We start from the raw sequence: 20,201 nt of genomic DNA, 5'->3' as shown, positions 1-20,201 counted from the left end.
GTTCAATAGAACCGCCGGAAGCGATGGAGAATTTGGAGATCCTGCTTGCTGGCCCCGTCAATCAGATGGTGCTGGTGAAAACGACGAAACCACTTACGATGGAAGGAATGAATGGAACGGAATCGGTCACTGTTTATTCAAAGAAACTTTCCTCTCATATCCAAAACCTGCATCAACATCTTCCTGAAAAAAACGCAGAGATTGTCCGTCTTAAATCCCAAGGAAATGATGAGATTGAGAAAATGGACGAACTTCTATGCAAATTGTTGTGGGTTCAGCTCCAATCTATTGGCATATTTACGAACACGAATACACTTCCCACTTCCCTCAGTAAACAGATCGGATTGAACAATTTCTATGACAGATGGCTGGAAGAGACAATTTCCGTTTTGATCAATTATCGCTATCTTAAGCGTGATGGAGAATCCCTGAGTATTGTAACAACCCCTATTGATCGAGTGGAAGCATGGAAGGAGTGGGATAGCCGGAAGCAGTCATGGCTGGATGATCCCAATCTGAAAGCCCGTGTAATGATAGCTGAAGCAGCACTCCAAGCGTTACCAGACATTCTCACGGGAAAACGACTGGCTACCGAAGTCTTGTTCCCCAATTCGTCCATGGACTTGGTTGGGGGAATTTATAAAAACAACCAGACTTCCGACTTTTTTAATGAAGTGATTGCCGATGCGGTCGTCGCTGCCATTTTAGAGCGGCTTAAGCTGGATGCGTCTGCACGGATACGGATTCTGGAAATTGGAGCAGGCACCGGGGGAACCAGCTCGATGGTTTTGCGGAAAATAAAACCTTATCAGGCTCATATTGAGGAATATTGCTATACCGATATTTCGAAATCCTTTTTGTTGCATGCAGAAAGAGAGTATGGGCCAGAGCACCCCTATTTGACCTATCAAATCTTTAACGTAGAAGAGCCGATTGCCAGCCAGGGGATTCGTGCGGGAGGGTATGACATTGTCATTGCAACCAATGTTCTTCATGCTACGAAAAATATCCGGAGAACATTGCGTAATGCAAAAGCGACCATTAAACCAAATGGATTACTTATGCTCAATGAGCTTTGCAGCAATACATTGATCGGTCACATCACGTTTGGATTGTTGGAAGGATGGTGGCTGTACGAAGATGCCTTACTGCGCATACCTGGATGTCCCGCATTGTATCCAGAAACCTGGCAGGAGGTTCTGATAAGAGAAGGCTTTCGTTCGGTTCTCTTTCCGGTTCAAGAGGCGCATGAATTGGGCAAGCAAATTATTATAGCAGAGAGTGATGGAGTCGTTCGCCAAAAACGAGAGCTTCAACCGGAAGCCACACCTTTCATAAAGAGAGTGGTTCCGATAAAGGCTCAAATGCCATTGACAGGTCAAAAACCTGCAGTAACATCAGCAAACGAAGTAACAGAAGAACTGCTGAGAAAGAAAAGTACATTATTTATGAAAAAGCTGGTCAGTGAAACATTGAAAGTCCCGATCAGCAAGATAGATTCATCAGAGCCTCTGGAGCGATACGGAATCGACTCCATTTTGGTGGTTCAATTGACGAATACCTTGCGAAAGGTATTGGATAATGTTACCAGCACACTGTTTTTTGAATGTCAAACGATTGACGCTTTGGTAGAACATTTTCTCCAGACACAAAAGGCATCGCTAATGAAGCTGGTAGGATTGGACTTTCAGGAGTCTTTGGAGACGAAAGAAAGTGCAGCTGAACCGTCAATGACAGTGCATACCAAGTCAGTTGTTCGGAAAGTGAGCCGGTTTTCTCATGTGCCAGGTAGAGTAATAGAAGACTCGCCGTCCGTTTCGTCCAATTGTCAGGATATTGCGATTATTGGCCTTGCGGGACGCTATCCGAAAGCAAAGGATATCACTGAATTCTGGAACAACCTAAAAGCGGGGAGAAATTGCATTAGTGAAATCCCAGGCGACCGGTGGGATTGGAAGGAATACTTTGGCGAGGAGAAAGGAAAGTGGGGGACAATCTATACGAAATGGGGGGGATTCATGGAGGATATCGACAAGTTTGATCCTCTCTTTTTCCAAATATCCCCTGCGGAAGCAGAAAGAATGGATCCACAAGAGCGCTTATTCCTCCAAGTGGCCTATGCTAGCATTGAAGACGCAGGATATACGCCCGCTACTCTTGGTGAGAGCAGGAAAATCGGCGTATATGTCGGAGTGATGAACGGTCATTATCCTGTCGGAGCAGGGTATTGGTCTATTGCCAATCGGGTTTCCTATCTATTCAATTTTCAAGGTCCCAGTATGGCTGTTGACACCGCTTGTTCCTCTTCCCTAACGGCTATCCATTTGGCTGTGGAAAGTCTGCAGAGTGGCATGTGTGAATGTGCCATTGCTGGAGGAGTCAATGTTATTGTAGATCCGGTCCATTATATGAAGCTGACGGCAGCAACAATGCTTTCAGAGAGCAATCAATGCAGGGCGTTTGGCGATCAGGCGGATGGGTTTATTGACGGGGAAGGCGTAGGAGCAATCGTCTTGAAACCATTACAAAAGGCAATTGCAGACGGCGACCATATTTATGGAGTAATCAAAGGCAGCATGATCAACGCAGGAGGAAAAACCAACGGCTATACGGTTCCCAATCCACATGCACAGTCTCAGTTGATCGCGGAAGCCTTCCAGAGAGCGGGGGTTCATCCGAGAACAGTAACCTACATCGAGGCGCATGGTACAGGTACAGCATTGGGTGATCCGATTGAGGTTGCAGGGCTGACACGAGCTTTTGAACAACAAACCAATGATAAACAATTCTGCGCCATTGGCTCAGTAAAGTCGAACATCGGACATTGTGAGAGTGCGGCAGGGATTGCTGGTGTGACAAAAGTATTGCTGCAATTGAAGCATCGCCAACTGGTGCCGTCGCTGCACGCGAAGAAGCCAAACCCCCATATTGAATTTTGCAACACTCCTTTTAAGATTCAGCAAGAACTTGCGGAGTGGAAGCGGCCTATTGTGGAATTAAACGGGGTCTCAAAAGAATATCCTCGAATCAGCGGTATCTCCTCCTTTGGAGCGGGAGGGGCCAATGCTCATATCATCATTGCGGAATACATTCCGGATGAATCGGCCGCACGTCACGTGAAGCTGTCTCCCCAGAACCCGGCGATTATTGTATTGTCGGCGAAAAATGAAGAACGGCTTCGGGAGCAGGCCAGACAATTTCTCGACGCCATCCAGGAACAGCAATGGTCTGATGAACATCTAGCCGATATAGCCTATACACTTCAGGTGGGACGTGTGGCAATGGAAGAGCGCTTGGCTTTTACCGTCGTCTCTATCAAAGAACTGGAGGAAAAACTGAGAGCGTTTTTGAACGAACAGGATGAAACAGGTGAGTTGTATCGGGGACAAGTCAAGAATTACAAAGGAATGCTTGAGGTTTTTGCTGCTGATGACGATTTGGCCAAATGCATTGACGCCTGGATTGCGAAAAGAAAATACGCAAAACTTCTCGATCTCTGGGTAAAGGGTTTCGATTTTGATTGGGACAAACTCTATGGGGATTTAAAGCCGCGCCGGATGAGCTTGCCGACGTATCCATTTGCCAAGGAGCGATACTGGTTCGACACAAGCAAAAGCCCAAATGCTGCCATCGGCAAAAATGCAGTATCTTCTGAGCTTGTTGTGCCGGCCATTCATCCATTGGTGCATACAAATACCTCGGATTTAACTGAACAAAGGTTTACTTCAACTTTTACGGGACAGGAGTTTTTCCTGGCAGACCACGTGGTAAACGGTCAACGCTTTCTTCCTGGAGTTGCCCATCTAGAGATGGCTCGAGTGGCTGTGGCACAGGCGACAGGTGGAGAACAAGACCACCCAATCGGCATCAAAATCAAAAATATGGCGTGGGTTCGGCCTGTTGAAGTACAAGAGCAGCCTATTCAGGTACACATCGGACTTTTCCCTGAAGAGAACGGTGAACTTTCTTTTGAAATCTACAGCAGGCCTAAACAACAGGGACACGACCCTCTCATTCATAGCCAGGGCTACGCTGAGTTGTGTGTGTCCCAGGAAATGGAAAGGTTAGATCTCATGGCCTTACAGTCCCGATGCAACCGCAGGACTCTCTCTGCAAACGAATGCTATGAGGCATTTCAGTCTATGGGACTTATCTATGGACCTGGACTTCAAGCACTGGAAAAAGTGTACGTGGGAGAAGGCCAACTCTTAGCAAAACTATCCTTGCCCTTCTCTGTCAGAAGAACAAGAGACCAATTCGTCCTTCATCCCAGCATGATGGATGCAGCTCTCCAGGCATCGGTGGTTGCAGGCGTCGTGGAGGGCACCGTAAAAAAATCCCTCCCGTTTGCGTTGCAAGAGCTGGAAATCATGGGTTGCTGTACACCTGACATGTGGGTGTATGTTCAGTACCGGACAGCAGGGGACATGATCCAGACATGTGATATTGATTTGTGTGACGGCCAGGGAAATGTTTGTGCACGGATGAAAGGATATGCGTCTCGTGTTGTAGAGAAAGAAGACGGCCCCGATGATCATCTGGGGGATGAAGAAACTCTCATGCTTTTCCCTGTATGGAAAGAAGAAAACGTGTCACAGTCAGCGATCGCTCCTGACTATGCACAGCACCTGGTGTTTCTCTGTGAGCTGGATGAAAGCGTTCAGTGGGGGATTGAAGAACAAATGAGCGGGGTCCGCAGCATCTCCTTGCATTCCAGCCGGAATAATATTGACGCACGATTCCAAGCTTATGCCACTCAGGTGTTTGAAGAAATCAAACGTATGATTACAGATAAACCAAAAGGCAAAATGCTAGTTCAAATAGTCGTTTCCAGCCAAGAGGAACAGTACCTGTTCTCAGGGCTTTCCGGACTTTTACAGACAGCCCGAAAAGAAAACCCGGCATTTGTCGGGCAGTTAATTCTTGTGGAACCGGGCGAAGATCAGGCAAAAATCATGGAAAAATTGGTGGAAAATAGCCGGACTCCCATGGCCAGTTTGATTCGCTATCAGGACGGAAAGCGGTGGGTAGCTGGCTGGAATGAAGTGGAAAGTTCTCCAGAAGAGGACATCAACCTTCCATGGAAGGACGGAGGCATTTATCTGATAACCGGTGGCCTTGGAGGACTGGGAATGATTTTCGCAAGGGAAATTGCCCAAAAAGTCAAGAATGCCGTCCTGATTCTCACAGGACGTTCTTTGCCGAACCGGGAAAAAGTGGCCCAGTTAAGAGAGTTGGAGGAAATGGGCACTTTAGTCGAGTATAGGCAGATTGACGTGAGTGACAGGCAAGAAGTTACTGCTTTGATTCAGGGCATTCTGCAAGAATATGGACGCCTGGATGGCATCATTCACAGTGCAGGAGTAATCCGGGATAACTTCATTCTGAAGAAAACTGTCCAAGAAATGGAGGAAGTGCTGGCTCCTAAAGTAAGAGGATTGGTGAATCTGGACCTGGCGAGCAAGGATCTGCCGCTGGACTTCTTTATCCTCTTCTCTTCCGGGGTGGGAGCAAAGGGAAATGTCGGTCAGGCTGATTATGCCGTTGCCAATGCCTTTTTGGATGCGTATGCGAAGTATCGGAACAGTCTGGTGGCTTCCCGTCAAAGACAGGGGAAAACACTGTCGATCAATTGGCCATTATGGAAAGAGGGTGGAATGCAGGTCGATCACGAAACCGAGAAGATGATGCGTCAAACCACAGGAATGACCGCGATGCAAACTTCGACTGGTATTCAAGCTTTGTACCAGGCCCTTGCATCCGGCAAGGACCAGGTGATGGTAATGGTTGGCGAATTGGAGCGGTTGAAGCAGGCGGTAAAAGTGGAACCCCACCAGCACAGACCACTGAATGATGGATGGGAACATGATGAGACGGAACGATATGATGATGAATTTTACCGGAACCTTTCCGAAAGGATATACAAAGGTGAATTGTCTGAAGAGGAATTTGAGGAGATCATGAGGATATCTGGAATAGGAGGATCAAATGGATAATCAGTTAAAAAATTTATATCGAAAAATACGAGAGGGAAAAATCAGTACAGATGAAGCAGCGAAACAGATGAAGTTGTTAAAATCCAGGGGAAACCTGCATGACGACTTGCAGGCAGCTTTGTTGCAGAATGTGTCTGAACTGCTCTCAGTAGACGTGCAAAATATTGATGTCAATGCCGGGTTTGATGAGCTTGGATTTGATCACGTCACCTTGACCCGGTTTATCAACCAGCTCAATCAACAGTATCAGCTGGAGCTTAATACGGCCATATTTTTGCAACACCCGACAATCCAGTCGTTTGCCGATTATTTGATGAATGAATATCCCAATGTATTTGCAAAACGGTCGCAGTCGGCCGCCCATCATCCTCTGTCAGCCAAAAAGGAAATGGGGAAATTACAGCCCATTAAACAGAATGTACTTCAGGAGAAGGCGATTCAGTACTTTAAAAAGCTGTTGTCCGAGGTTATCAAACTGCCGGCCAGCCGCATAGAAGCGGATGCTCCGTTGGAAATATACGGGATCGATTCGGTCATGGTAATGCAATTAACCAATAAGCTGGAAGAAACATTTGGCCCCTTGTCCAAAACCTTATTCTTCGAGTACAAAAGCATCGAAGAATTGACGGGATATTTCCTTGAAGCCTATCGTGATCAACTCATCGAATTACTGGGAATCGAGGAGAGGACAGAGAGCAGTCCTTCCATACCCAAAGATTCCGCTGCCGGAGAGGTGAGAACAAAATCTGCTCCAGTCAGCCGGAATCGCTCCCGATTCACATCATTTGGGAGGAAAAAGGGAAGCAGCAAGGAAAAAGAAGCCTTGGACATTGCCATTGTAGGTGTGTCAGGGCGGTACCCAAAAGCGAGAAATATCCGAGAGTTTTGGAAGAACCTACGTGAAGGAAAGGATTGCATAACCGAAATTCCGGAAGATCGCTGGGATCACAGTTTGTACTATGACGAGAACAGGAACATACCTGGCAAAACATATGGAAAATGGGGCGGCTTTTTGGATGGTGTGGATGAATTTGATGCGTTGTTTTTTAATACATCACCTCGCGAAGCAATGATCATGGACCCTCAAGAGCGATTATTTCTGGAATGTGTATATGAAACGCTGGAAGACGCGGGATATACTCGGCACACCCTTGGCTCGCAACAAGGGCGTGGTCTTGGTGGCAATGTAGGTGTATTTGTCGGGGTGATGTATGAGGAGTATCAGCTCTTCGGATCTCCCGAAACAATGCAGGGAAGTGGACATCCGGCAGGAATACCCAACAGGGTGTCCTATTTTTGTAACTTCCATGGACCCAGTGTAGCTGTGGATACCATGTGTTCTTCCTCATTGACCGCGATCCATTTGGCCTGCCAGAGTATCAGACAGGGGGAATGTGATGCAGCGATTGCAGGCGGAGTCAATCTTTCCATCCACCCAAACAAATATTTGTTACTCGCTCAGGGAAATTTTTTGTCAAGCAAGGGGCGATGCGAAAGTTTCGGAGAAGGCGGGGACGGCTATGTCCCGGGAGAAGGTGTCGGTGCCATATTGCTCAAGCCCTTGGAGAAAGCGATTGCAGACGGTGATCAGATTTATGGGATCATCAAGGGAACAGCGCTGAACCACGGCGGCAAGACAAATGGTTTCTTTGTGCCCAATCCCAATGCGCAGGCAAGTGTGATTCTGCAGGCTTTTAAAAAAGCAGGCATTGATCCACGGGCGATCAGTTATATTGAGGCGCACGGGACAGGGACCGCTTTGGGTGATCCCATTGAAATCACCAGCTTGAAAAAAGCTTTTCAGGAATTCACCAATGAAAAACAGTTCTGCGCTATTGGATCAGTAAAATCAAACATCGGACACTGTGAGAGCGCGGCAGGGATTGCTGCTGTAACAAAAGTATTGCTGCAGATGAAACACCGCCAGCTGGTGCCTTCCTTGCATTCGGACAAGCTGAATCCAAACATTGATTTTGAAGATACGCCGTTTTTTGTCCAGCAAAAATTGACGGAATGGAAGCGCCCTTTGGTTCAACGAAATGGAGAAATCAGGGAATATCCAAGGATTGCTGGAATTTCCAGCTTTGGTGCAGGGGGATCAAACGCACATGTCGTGATCGAAGAGTATGTTCCCGAAGAAGAAGCACAACATGGTTCCTCCACTTTCCCGATGCCTGCTATCATCGTTCTGTCAGCAAAGACGGAAAAACAGCTCCAGGAGCAGGTCAGAAGATTGCTGACTGCCATTGAGGAAGAACGATTTACCGACTCTCATCTAGCTAATATTGCCTATACCCTGCAGGTGGGAAGAGAAGCCATGGATGAGCGGTTGGCGATCATCGTTGAATCCATTCAGGAGCTTCAGGAAAAAATGAAAGGTTTTCTGGAAGGGCAAGAGGGTATAGAAGGGCTCTACCGCGGACAGGTCAAGCGAAATAAGGAAACAGTAGCCATTTTTACAGCGGATGAGGAATTGTGGGAAGCCGTTGGAAAGTGGATTGAACGGGGGAAATTCACTAAGCTGGCAGATTTGTGGGTGAAGGGGCTTCCATTGGACTGGAATCTCTTATATGGTCAGGACAAGCCAAGGCGGATCAGTTTGCCCACGTACCCATTTGCCAGGGAACGCTACTGGGTACCTATCGTTGAGAGCAAGCCTGTTGATACTAGCCAACAAGCAACGCCTGCCACGCTTCATCCCTTGTTGCACCAGAACACCTCTGATTTCTTGGAATATCGCTTCAGTTCTTCCTTTACGGGACAGGAAACTTTCCTGACGGAGTACGGGAGAAGAGGTCAAAAGGGCTTGCCGCATTTGGCTTCTCTGGAAATGGTGAGAGCAGCAGTAAATCTGGCGGCAGGTTCCTTACAACAGGGTGAAGCAATGATTCAGCTTAAAAAGGTAGTTTGGGCTGATCCCATACTTGTCGAGGAACAGCCTGTTTTGGTGAACATCGGACTTATCTCTGAGGAGAATGGGGATATTGCCTATGAAATCTATAGCAAATGTGCTGCAAGCCAAGAGGTTATCGTGCACAGCCAAGGAGTCGCGGCATTCGTTCCCATCACTCCATCTCCTTCCTTGGATGTCATCTCTTTGCAGGCTCAATTCGGCAAGCGAACTCTCTCATCCGGCCAACTCTACGAATTCTTCAGAGCTGCAGGAGTTGATTACGCCCCTGAATATCAGACAGTAGAGAAAGTGTATGAGGGTCCTGACCAGGTATTGGCGAGGATAAAGCTTCCCCCTTCCAATTTTGGTTCTCCGTTATCATTTGTTCTGCATCCCGGTATTCTGGAATCTGCATTGCAGGTATCATCCGTCTTGATAGAGGAAGGCAGCAAGGAAGCTCTGCCTCTTCTTCAGCCGATCGCCATGGAGAAGATGGATATCATGGTCACTGACAGACCCTTGGTTTGGACGCGCATTCGATTCAGTGATAGCAGGAAAACAGTTAATCACGTAATTAAGCTTGATATGGAATGGTATGACGAGCAGGGAAACGTTTGTGTCAGCATGAAAGGGTTAGAGGTCCGTCCAATGAAGAGGGAAATGGGGCGTCAAGACCACTCAGTAAAACGAAGCATCCGGTTTGTAAATAAGCAATGGGAGCCATGTGCAGCCACTCCAACCAAAAAGAGTAACCGGACGATCGCTATTTTGATGACTGCGGAAACAAAGGGATTGGCGCATCAACTGTCAGAGCATTTTGCGCGTTGCGAATTTTGGGATTTGGATCAACTTGAGTCCCAACTTCGGTCCAAGCGCGATTGGAAAAACTACGATGGCCTGATTGATCTTGTCGGTTGCGGAGAGCGACAATACGAGTCATTGGTTTGGATCGAATGGCTGCAACAATTGATTGAACAGGGCCATAAAGAGAAAATGACACTGCTTTGCGTGACAAGAGGACTGGAGTCTTTTAAGAATGACGCCATTCGTCTGTCCGGAGCCGATCGCGTCGGATTGTACCGGATGCTGCAAAGTGAGTACAGCCATCTCCGTTCACGCCATATGGATGTAGAGAACCTGATCGATGATCGGACACTTGCGGAACAAATTGCATCAGAGTTTTTGGTTGATTGTGAGGATCCGGAAATATGTTACCGGCATGGGGAGCGATTCCGATCCTATCTGGCGGAGGTTGAGGATGTAAATGTCAGGGAAAGAGTCCTGCGATTCCCAGAAGACCATGTCGTCTGGATTACGGGAGGAACACGAGGCATTGGATTGGTATGCGCACAGCACATGATCAGGCACTATGGAGTGAAACGTTTAGTGCTTACTGGTCGTGAGGAACTGCCCCCCCGTGAGGTGTGGGATTCTCTTCTGCAAGAGGAGTCTACGACGGCAAAAAAAATCAAGGAAATCAGGTCTTTGGAAGCTCAGGGTGTGCAGGTGCAGGTCTTGTCCGTCCCTTTATCTGATGAGTTTACCTTGCATCAGAGCGTTCAGGAAATCAAACGGAGTATGGGACCAATCGGTGGTGTCATCCATTGTGCGGGTATTAGCGATTTTAAAAACCCTGCGTTTATCCGAAAATCGCTCCATGGAATTCAAGAGGTCCTAAGTCCGAAAGTTGTCGGGCTTAATACGCTATTTAACATTTTTAAGAACGAGCCTCTGCAGTTTTTCATCCTGTTTTCTTCTGTTTCTGCAATCATTCCATCACTGGCTAGTGGTCAAAGTGACTACGCGATGGCTAATGCCTATATGGATTACTTTGCGGAAGCGAACTGCCATGCGTGTCCGATCGTCAGCATCCAGTGGCCCAGCTGGAAAGAGACCGGAATGGGTGAGGCCAAAAGCAAAGCTTATCAGCAGACAGGGTTGCTTAGTATCACCAATGCCGAGGGAATGCAGCTTCTAGATTATGTTCTGGCCAACAGGACCGCCCCTGTAATCCTGCCGGCTGTAGTGAATCCAGATATTTGGGTTCCGCGAAAATTGAGCCAGCGAACACTGAAAGACATGTCTTCAGCCGACATGCAAAAAAGAAATTTCTGGGAGTTGAAGCGGGAACGAACAGAAACTGCAGATTCCCTTACGGAGCTTACACAAACATGGTTGAAGGGAATGTTTGCCCAAGAATTGAGAATGGATCCTTCCAGGCTTGATCCTGATACAGAGTTCCAGGAGTATGGATTTGATTCGATTATGCTGGCTCAGATTGTGAGCCGAATTGAGCGTGAATGCAAGGGGATTGATCTGGAACCTTCCGCCTTGATAGAACATCCGACACTGGAGAGTTTTACCCGATATTTGACGCAAACCTATTCCGAAGCTGTCTCCTCACTTTTCGCCATTCCTGAATCAGAAAAAGAGAGTACGTCCGAGATCAATACCTATGAACCGGCGAAACTGCCGAGATTACAGCGTAGACAAAAAGCAACACTTCGGGAAACGAAGGTGTCCATGAAAAGAGAAAAAATTGCGATTATCGGAATGGCTTGTCATTTTCCGGGGGCAATGACTCTCAGCCAGTATTGGGAGAATCTCATTTCAGGAAAAGACTGCATCACTGAGGTGCCAAAGTCTCGCTGGGACTGGGAAAAATTCTACCATCCCAAAGAATATAAGGACGGAAAAACCATTAGCAAATGGGGAGGTTTCCTTGAAGGGATTGAAGAGTTTGACCCGGCATTTTTTAAGATACCGGAAGCACAAGCTCCCCAAATCGATCCGTTGCAGAGACAATGGCTGGAAGTAAGTGCGGAAGCCTTGGCAGACGCAGGTTTCGGAAGAGAAGATGTTTGGGGAAAACAAATCGGTGTTTTCGTGGGAACAAGAGCAGGAGGATTCGCTCAAAAAGTGAAAGGGAGGGGAAATGACTGGATTGCAGGAACAGCGCAAAATTTCATTGCCGCCCATTTCGCACACATCTACAACCTGAAAGGTCCCAATATGGTGGTCGATACAGCTTGCTCAAGCTCACTGACTGCCATTCACCTTGCCGTAAGAAGCATCCAAAATGGAGAATCAGAATTGGCGCTGGCCGGGGGAGTAGATATATTACTGGATGAATCCCCGTTCCTTGGATTGAGCGCCGCGAAAGTACTGTCTCCCGATGGGCGCTGCAAGACCTTTGATGCGGAAGCGAATGGCATCGTACTGGGAGAAGGCTGCGGGGTTCTGGTGTTGAAACCTCTGAAAAAAGCAATTCAGGATCAGGACAAAATCTATGGAGTGATAGACGGATCAGCACTCAACAATGACGGCAACACGATGGGCGTAACCACGCCCAATCCCAAGGCTCAGCAGGAACTGATTGAGAAGGCAATTGCCGACGCAAACATAAACCCCGAAACGATCAGCTACATTGAGACTCATGGTACGGGAACCCTGATTGGAGATCCCATTGAATTAAAAGCACTTACTCAAACCTTTGCGGCTTATACATCAAAAAAGCAATTCTGTGGGGTAGGCAGTGTAAAAAGCAACCTGGGTCACCTGCTTAGTGCCGCTGGAGCGGCAAGCATCATCAAAGTCTTGTTGGCGATCATACATGGAGAAATTCCTCCCACCTTGCATTGTCATACACCCAATCCGCGTTTTCAGTTTGAAGACTCGCCGTTTTATCCTGTCCAGCAAGCCAAGAAATGGACAAGTGAAACCAATATTCTTCGGGCAGGCATCAGTGCATTTGGATTGGGGGGAAACAATGCTCACATCATTGTCAGTAACGAAGGGGTACCAGATACCCTTAAAGCAACCCTGGAACCAAAAGGCAAACCGGTTATTTTTCACAGAAAACGGTTTTGGCCCGAACCGACGAAAGGCCAGGCGATTGCCGCCGAACATGGAGATGATCCCTTCATGGAATTTTTTGAGCTAACAAAACTGTAGATATGGAGTGAAATATTGATGACTCTAAAAAAAGAGACGTTTCTCCAAAAAATCAGTCATAAAAATTTCATTGTTCGTGATCATCGCATTCATGGCATCCGCACTCTTCCAGGGGTTACCTTGCTGGATATCATATATCGGGTGTCTGCCTCCTACTTGGGGACACAAGCCATTGAACTGAAGCAGGTGCTTTTTAAGCAGCCGGTGGTGACTTCAGAAGAGTTTGACCAACATCTCTTTCTCACATTTGAACCGGTAGATTCCCATTGGAAAGTAACCATCACGAGCCAAAAGATAAAGGGTGACCAGATCCTGGAGGAAAAGCAAGACGAGATCATGGACTGCCTGCTCTTTTTGAGGAAGCAACCCATGGTTCTTCCAAAGATGAAAGTAGATGATTTTATCAATAACGCTACGCACTTCTGGGACATGGATGCTCTGTATGGCCTGGCACGGCAGGCAGATATTTACCACGGTGTGTTCATGAAGACGTTAGGCACCGTCTACCAAAAAGAGAATGAAGAATTGATGAGGCTTCATTTAAGCGAGGAAGCAGAACGGTATCGGAATAAATTTTATGCCCATCCAGCTTTTTTGGATGGGTCCACCTTTGCGGGTGCCTCCTTTCGATTGAGTGCTGTCCAGCCTGAAGCTTTAGCCGATCATGTTCCATACATTCCGTTTATGATTGAGCGATTTTGCATCCATCAGCCCCTCCCGCAAGTGATCTACACGTATGCCAAAAAACCGGATATTGTGACGGAGAAACTATCTGCGCTCCCGGACATCATTTCGCATGATGTTTTCATTTTTTCAGAAAAAGGCGAGTTGTTGGTTGAATTTGAAAAACTGACGGCAAAACGGGTGAGAGAGCCGCGCTTGATCCAAAAGCTGCTTGATGAAGAGGGGGCAGTATCCCAAGAATCGATACGAGTCGAATCAGCCAGGGCGGTTGATGATGGGAACCAACATTTAGGAATGCGCTCTGAAATCAGTGAAGGCGATGCCAAAAAAATGATTCTCTCCTATTTACAGGATGAAATTGGAAGTGTCTTGGGAAAGAATCCGGATGAAATTGATACCCAAGAGGGATTTTACGATTTGGGATTGGATTCCACACAACTGTTGCGTCTAGTGAAAGTGCTGGAAGAAAAAGTGGAAGCACAACTTTACCCCACATTGTTATTTGAATATTCAAATATAACGAGCTTGGCTGATTACCTTTACGAGAATTATCGATCTGTCTTTGAGCGCTGTGAAACTCAAGGTCATGAGAAGGAGATTGTGGAAACAAAGAGCGCTTCCAAGGTGATGTTATTAGAACCTGTTTGGACATTGCAAAATATCGGGGAGAGGCAAGAAACGGCTGTCACACGTCGTCATATGATTCTTCTTGATGAAGGCTTTACGGATCTACATTCATTCCTGCTGAGTAAAATGAGTGGTGTGGAAGTCGTACTGTTGGATGCCAAGCAAGACAGAGATCCCTCCCGATTTGAGAGCAAATGCAAACAATTGATGGGCATCATACAGACCCATTTGCAGGAAAAGGCAGGCTCTGAACTGCTAATACAGGTTCTGGCCGACACAGGGGAAGAAGGAAGATATACCGCTTCCCTTGGTGGGCTTCTGAAAACGGCTTATCTGGAAAATCCCAGGATTCACAGTCAAGTCATCTTGCTGGATCGGCATCATTCACTAGAGGTGCATGAGATTATGCACTTGCTGCAAAGCGAAGCGCTTTCCCATACAAAAGGAGCGGAAGAAATCTGCTATAAAGGGGTTCCGTTACAACGCCATGTGAGACGGTTGAAGGAAAATCAATTTGGATCAGAAAGCATGACATCTGTCTACAAACAAAATGGTGTATATGTCATCACAGGCGGATTGGGCGGTTTGGGTTTTTGGATTGCCCATCATTTGGCAAGCCAAGCCAACATCAAACTTGCTCTCATTGGCCGCTCCAGACTGGATCAAACCAAAGAGGAAAAGCTGAAACAACTCATCCAAAAAGGAGCTGACGTTGTATACTTGGAAGCGGATGTCGGCAACAAAACCGAGATAGAAGAAGCATTTGCCGCAATCAGAGAGAGATTTGGATCTGTCACAGGCGTTTTTCACTGTGCAGGGGTAGTGAAAGATCAATTCATTCTCCGAAAAAATGTGTCTGAGATTTCCGAAGTATTCCGTCCCAAGGTACAGGGTCTTTGGCATGTGGATCAATGCACCAAGGATGAGCCGCTTGATTTCTTTGTGGTTTTTTCGTCGATTTCGTCCGTTACGGGTAATTTGGGTCAAGCGGATTATGCTTGCGCCAATGCCTTTATGGATTCCTTTTCCCTCCATCGACAAGAGCTAGTTTCCACTGGCAAGCGTTTTGGAAAGACCATCGCAATTAACTGGCCGCTATGGTCGGAAGGCGGAATGCAAATTGATGATGAACTGAAACAAATGATCTCTGCAACGTCTGGTATGGAACCGCTGCCGAGAAAACTGGGATTACAGGTCATGGATTTGTTGCTGCGCCAAAATCCCGCGCAGCACGTGGTGCTCTTTGGTGATGAAGAAAAAATACGTCATCACCTGAGCGGGTCTCTGAAGGTTCCCGCTGCAATCCAAGTCATCACCCAACATGACATGGTTGGCCAGGATAGAATCGATACGGGTGATGACATTGCCATTATAGGCTTGGCGGGACGTTATCCCATGGCTGATTCTATCGATGAATTATACCGGAATCTACGGGAAGGAAAAGATTGCATCACGAGGATTCCAACAGACAGGTGGAAAAACTATCCGCTACCGTATGATGTGGAAGAGATTTATCAATACGGGGGTTTTTTAGAGCGTATTGATGAATTTGATCCTCTCTTTTTTAATATTTCTCCCCGGCAGGCGGAAATCATGGATCCTCAGGCAAGACTCTTTTTACAAACGGCTTGGGAGGCTTGTGAGGATGCCGGATTCTATCACGATCGAACGAAACATCATTATCCGTCTTCAAGCAAGAAAAGTGTAGGGGTCTTTGTGGGAGTATTTTGGAACCACTTTGAGTTGTATGGGGCAGAAATGACACAGCGTGGGGAGCCTATGGCTTTTGGAGCAAGCCCCTCTTCCATTCCGAATATGGTATCCTATTGCCTTAATTTTCATGGTCCGTCCATGGCTATCGACACGATGTGTTCATCCGCTTTGACTGCGATTCACTTGGCGAGTGAAAGTATAAAAAAAGAGGAATGCCATTATGCTATTGCCGGTGGGGTGAATCTTGTCACTCATCCGCATCGGTATATAATCCTTCGAAAAGCGCAATTTTTAGCACCCGACGGCAGATGCCGAAGCTTTGGATCAGGAGGGAGCGGCTATGTTCCCGGAGAGGGAGTGGGAGCTGTCCTGTTGACCAGCCTAAAGAACGCCGTAAAAGAAGGATACCACATATACGGAGTCATTAAGGGTTCGGCGTTGAACCATGTTGGGAAAACATCCGGAATTACGGTTCCTGATCCGGTTGCTCAATCTGAGGTAATCGGAGAGGTGCTTCGAAAGACTAATATCAATCCTAGAACCATCAGCTATATTGAAGCTCATGGAACAGGTACATCCTTGGGAGATCCGATCGAAATTCAAGGACTCAAGCGGGCTTTTGAAAAATGGACCCAGGATAAACAATATTGTGCGATTGGTTCTTCAAAATCAAATTTTGGGCATCTGGAAGCGGCGGCAGGAATGGGAGGTCTTACAAAGATCCTGCTTCAACTCAAATACAAGGAACTATTCCCTTCCCTACACGCAGAACAGTTAAATCCTTATATTCCTTTTGAAGATTCCCCATTTTATGTGCAGCGTCATCTCGAAAAGTGGGAAAGGCCTGTAGTGGAAATAAACGGGAAAACATCTGTCTATCCTAGACGAGCCGGCCTGAGCTCTTTTGGGGCAAACGGAAGCAACGCCCACCTGATTATAGAAGAATATGTTCCGCCGAAAGCGCAGCAGGAGAAAATCTCTTTGGATAAAATCAGTCCGGTGATTGTACCGCTTTCAGCCAAAAATGAAGAACGTCTGAAAATATATGCCCAAAAGGTACTTGATTTTCTCAAGGGAGGCACTAAAACTTCATGGAATGAACTCCTGGTTGATCTCGCCTTCACGTTTCAAGTGGGGAGAGAACCGATGGAATGCAGAGTGGCGTTTGTTGTTGAAACTAGCCATGATCTGATGCAAAAACTGGAACAATTTATCGTTGGAGAAGAGCAGATTGAGAATTGTTTTAAAGGAACTGCCAGAAAAGGAAAAGAAGGCATCACGTCCATTTTTTCGGGTGAGGATCTGACAGAAGCAGTCGGAAAGTGGATGGCCGCTGGCAGAATGGACAAACTGGCAGAGTTGTGGGCAAACGGGCTATCCATCGATTGGGAGCAACTGTATAAAGATACCAAGCCTCGCAGGATGAGTTTGCCAACCTATCCGTTTGCCCGGGAGCGCTACTGGATTCCTGAAGTGGAAGCCACTCCTGCGGGTAGCACGGGAGCTGCCCCTTCAGCAATGGTCCCTTTTCTTCATCCACTGCTCCATGCCAATACCTCTGATTTTTTTGAGCAGCGTTTTACATCAACCTTTACGGGTGAGGAATTTTTTCTGAGAGATCATGTGGTGAATGGGCAACATATTTTACCTGGGGTTTGCTATCTGGAGATGGCTCGGGCAGCAGTGGGATTGGCTGTAGGGGACGGATTGAAAGGACAGAATGGGATTCGATTGAAGAATGTGGTTTGGGTTCGGCCTGTGATTGTAAAGGATCAACCCGTGTTGGTACACATCGGGCTTGTCCCGGAAGATAATGGAGAAATTGCCTATCAAATCTACGGCGAATCAGAGGAAGCGAATGATGCTACCCTTATGTTCAGCCAGGGACGTGCCGAGATCAATTGTGTTTTTGAAGATTCAACGCTTGATCTTGTTTCCCTGCGCGAACAGTGCAACCAAAGAACATTATCTTCCGACCAATGCTACGAGATTTTTGGTGCGTTAGGAATTGAGTACGGTCCGGGGCATCGGGGAATTGAAAAAGTCTTCGTAGGTAATGGTCAAGTGTTGGCAAAACTGGTTCTCCCTTCATCTGTGTCCGATACGATCGAGCAATATGCTCTGCATCCAAGTCTGATGGATGCTGCGTTTCAGGCAACAGTTGGGCTGTTGATCCCTAATGGAAGCGTGTTGCCGTCTGGAGGAAATTCTCCAGCCCTTCCCTTTGAGGTCGAAGAGATTGAGTTAGTTGACCGTTGTCCTTCATCCATGTGGGCGTTCATTCGATACAGCTCCGGCAGCAAAGCAGGGGATCATATACAGAAACTGGATATTGATTTGTGTGACGATCAAGGGAAGATTTGTGTGAGGGTCAAAAAGCTGTCCATGCGTACGATGGGAGGGGAGAAACCAGGCAATTCCAAGTCTGTTTCCACTGCATCAGCAATCGAGCCGCTAATGGAGACCGACATGCTTATCCCTGTTTGGGATACGGTGCCGTTGGAAAAGGGATCGCTTCTTCCTGCCCAGACAGAGAAGATTGTCGTGGTGGGAGGAACAGAAGAGAACAGGGAAACCATCCAACAACTCTATCCCCAAGCGCAGTTCCTTGCGCTTGACGGTCACGAGACCATCGAGAAGATTGCAGAAAGGTTGAATGATTATGGGTGGATCGACCATCTCATTTGGATCGCTCCGTCGCCATCTTCTGTCTCTTGCGTGGATAATGCCTTGATAGAAGATCAGAAACAGGGAGTATATCTTGTCTTCCGAACGATCAAAGCGTTGCTCCGTTTGGGATATGGTACGCGTGATCTGGGGTGGAGTGTGATCACCATCCAGGCTCAGCCGATTCATCCGCAAGACCCGGTGACAGCCACTCATGCGAGTATTCACGGACTGATTGGTTCGATGGCAAAGGAATATCCCCACTGGAAGGTTCGTCTGGTTGATCTGGAAGCGCACGCGGAGTGGCCGGTGGCGGACATCTTCATGCTACCTGCCGATCCACAAGGAAATGCATGGGTCTACCGTGAGCAAGAGTGGTATCGGCAGAAATTGCTCCCTCTCCAGGACCTCGAGTCTGAGATGACGTTGTACCAACCAGGTGGAGTGTATGTGGTGATCGGTGGTGCCGGTGGAATCGGAGAGGTTTGGTCTGAATATATGATCCAGACTTATCAGGCAAAGATTGTTTGGATCGGTCGCCGGGAAAAGGATTCAAAAATTCAGGCGCAATTAGACCGGCTTGCCGCATTTGGCCCTTCTCCGTTCTATATTTCGGCGGATGCAACCAATTTACAGGCTCTTCAACGAGCTTATGAGCAAATCAAGGAAAAATACGGCCGAATCAACGGTGTAATCCATTCTGCCATCGTTTTGCAGGATAAGAGCTTGGCCTTTATGGAAGAAGAACGTTTTCGCGCCGGGCTTGCAGCCAAAGTGGATGTAAGTGTCCGAATGGCGCAAGTGTTTGGGAAGGAACCTTTGGATTTTATCATGTTTTTCTCTTCTATGGTTTCCTTCATCAAATCTCCTGGACAAAGCAACTATTCCTCTGGTTGCACCTTCAAGGATGCGTTTGCCCAACAACTGTCCAGAGAGTGTAAGTGTGCAGTGAAAGTGATGAACTGGGGCTATTGGGGCAGTGTCGGTATCGTGGCTTCCAAAGAATATCAAGACCGGATGCTGGAAGCAGGCATCGGCTCGATTGAACCACCGGAGGCGATGGAGAGCCTGGAAAACCTCCTTGCTGGACCGGTCAACCAAATGGCGTTGATGAAACGGATAAAGGATGATAGCAGGAAAGCGGAAGAAGCGGTTACGGTCTATCCAGAGGAGATGCACTTCCAAATGCGAAGCCTGCAGGATCATATCTCCACCCCACGAGTAGAGATAAAAAGCCTCAAAGCAGAAGGCAGGGGAGAAGCGCAAGAGATGGACGAATTCCTCTGCAAATTGCTATGGGGCCAGTTGCAAGCAGTTGGAATGTTTACGGAAAAACGGACGGCTCCGGCTGTTCTTAAATCCCAAAGCGGCCTGCGCGACCTCTATGACAGATGGTTGGAAGAGACGATCGCAGTCCTGGTTCGAAACGGTTATCTTGCATGGGATGAAGAAGACCTGGTAGTCACGGGTCCGACTCCAGTGGACCGCACGGCGTTGTGGAATGCGTGGGAGGAGAAAAGAGAGGCGTGGCTGAAAAGACCTGAACTCAGGGCACGTCTGCTTCTGGTAGAGGCAACCCTGCGGGCATTGCCTGACATTTTGACGGGCAAACAGCTGGCTACGGATGTCATGTTCCCCGATTCTTCGATGCACCTGGTGGAGGGAAT

The 20,201-nt window shown here is 47.4% G+C and carries 2 protein-coding genes and 1 pseudogene; all 3 read left to right on the top strand.

Features of this window, described 5'->3' with window-relative positions:
- Window positions 1-23: 23 nt before the first annotated feature.
- A pseudogene (locus BMZ78_RS19440) lies at window positions 24-5,810 on the top strand (SDR family NAD(P)-dependent oxidoreductase); the annotation flags it as partial.
- Window positions 5,811-5,988: 178 nt separating this feature from the next.
- Window positions 5,989-12,843 carry a type I polyketide synthase gene (locus BMZ78_RS17560; RefSeq protein ID WP_093231697.1) on the top strand — a complete coding sequence of 2,285 codons (6,855 nt, stop codon included), beginning with the start codon at window positions 5,989-5,991 and terminating at the stop codon, window positions 12,841-12,843.
- Window positions 12,844-12,861: 18 nt separating this feature from the next.
- Window positions 12,862-20,201: SDR family NAD(P)-dependent oxidoreductase (locus BMZ78_RS17555; protein WP_139203361.1), on the top strand; the 7,340-nt coding region annotated here is incomplete at its 3' end.

The sequence above is a fragment of the Thermoflavimicrobium dichotomicum genome (genome assembly GCF_900114055.1).
Taxonomy (GTDB): domain Bacteria; phylum Bacillota; class Bacilli; order Thermoactinomycetales; family Thermoactinomycetaceae; genus Thermoflavimicrobium; species Thermoflavimicrobium dichotomicum.
The sequence above is the reverse complement of the archived record's forward strand: the minus strand, read 5'-3'. Positions and strand labels throughout refer to the sequence as shown.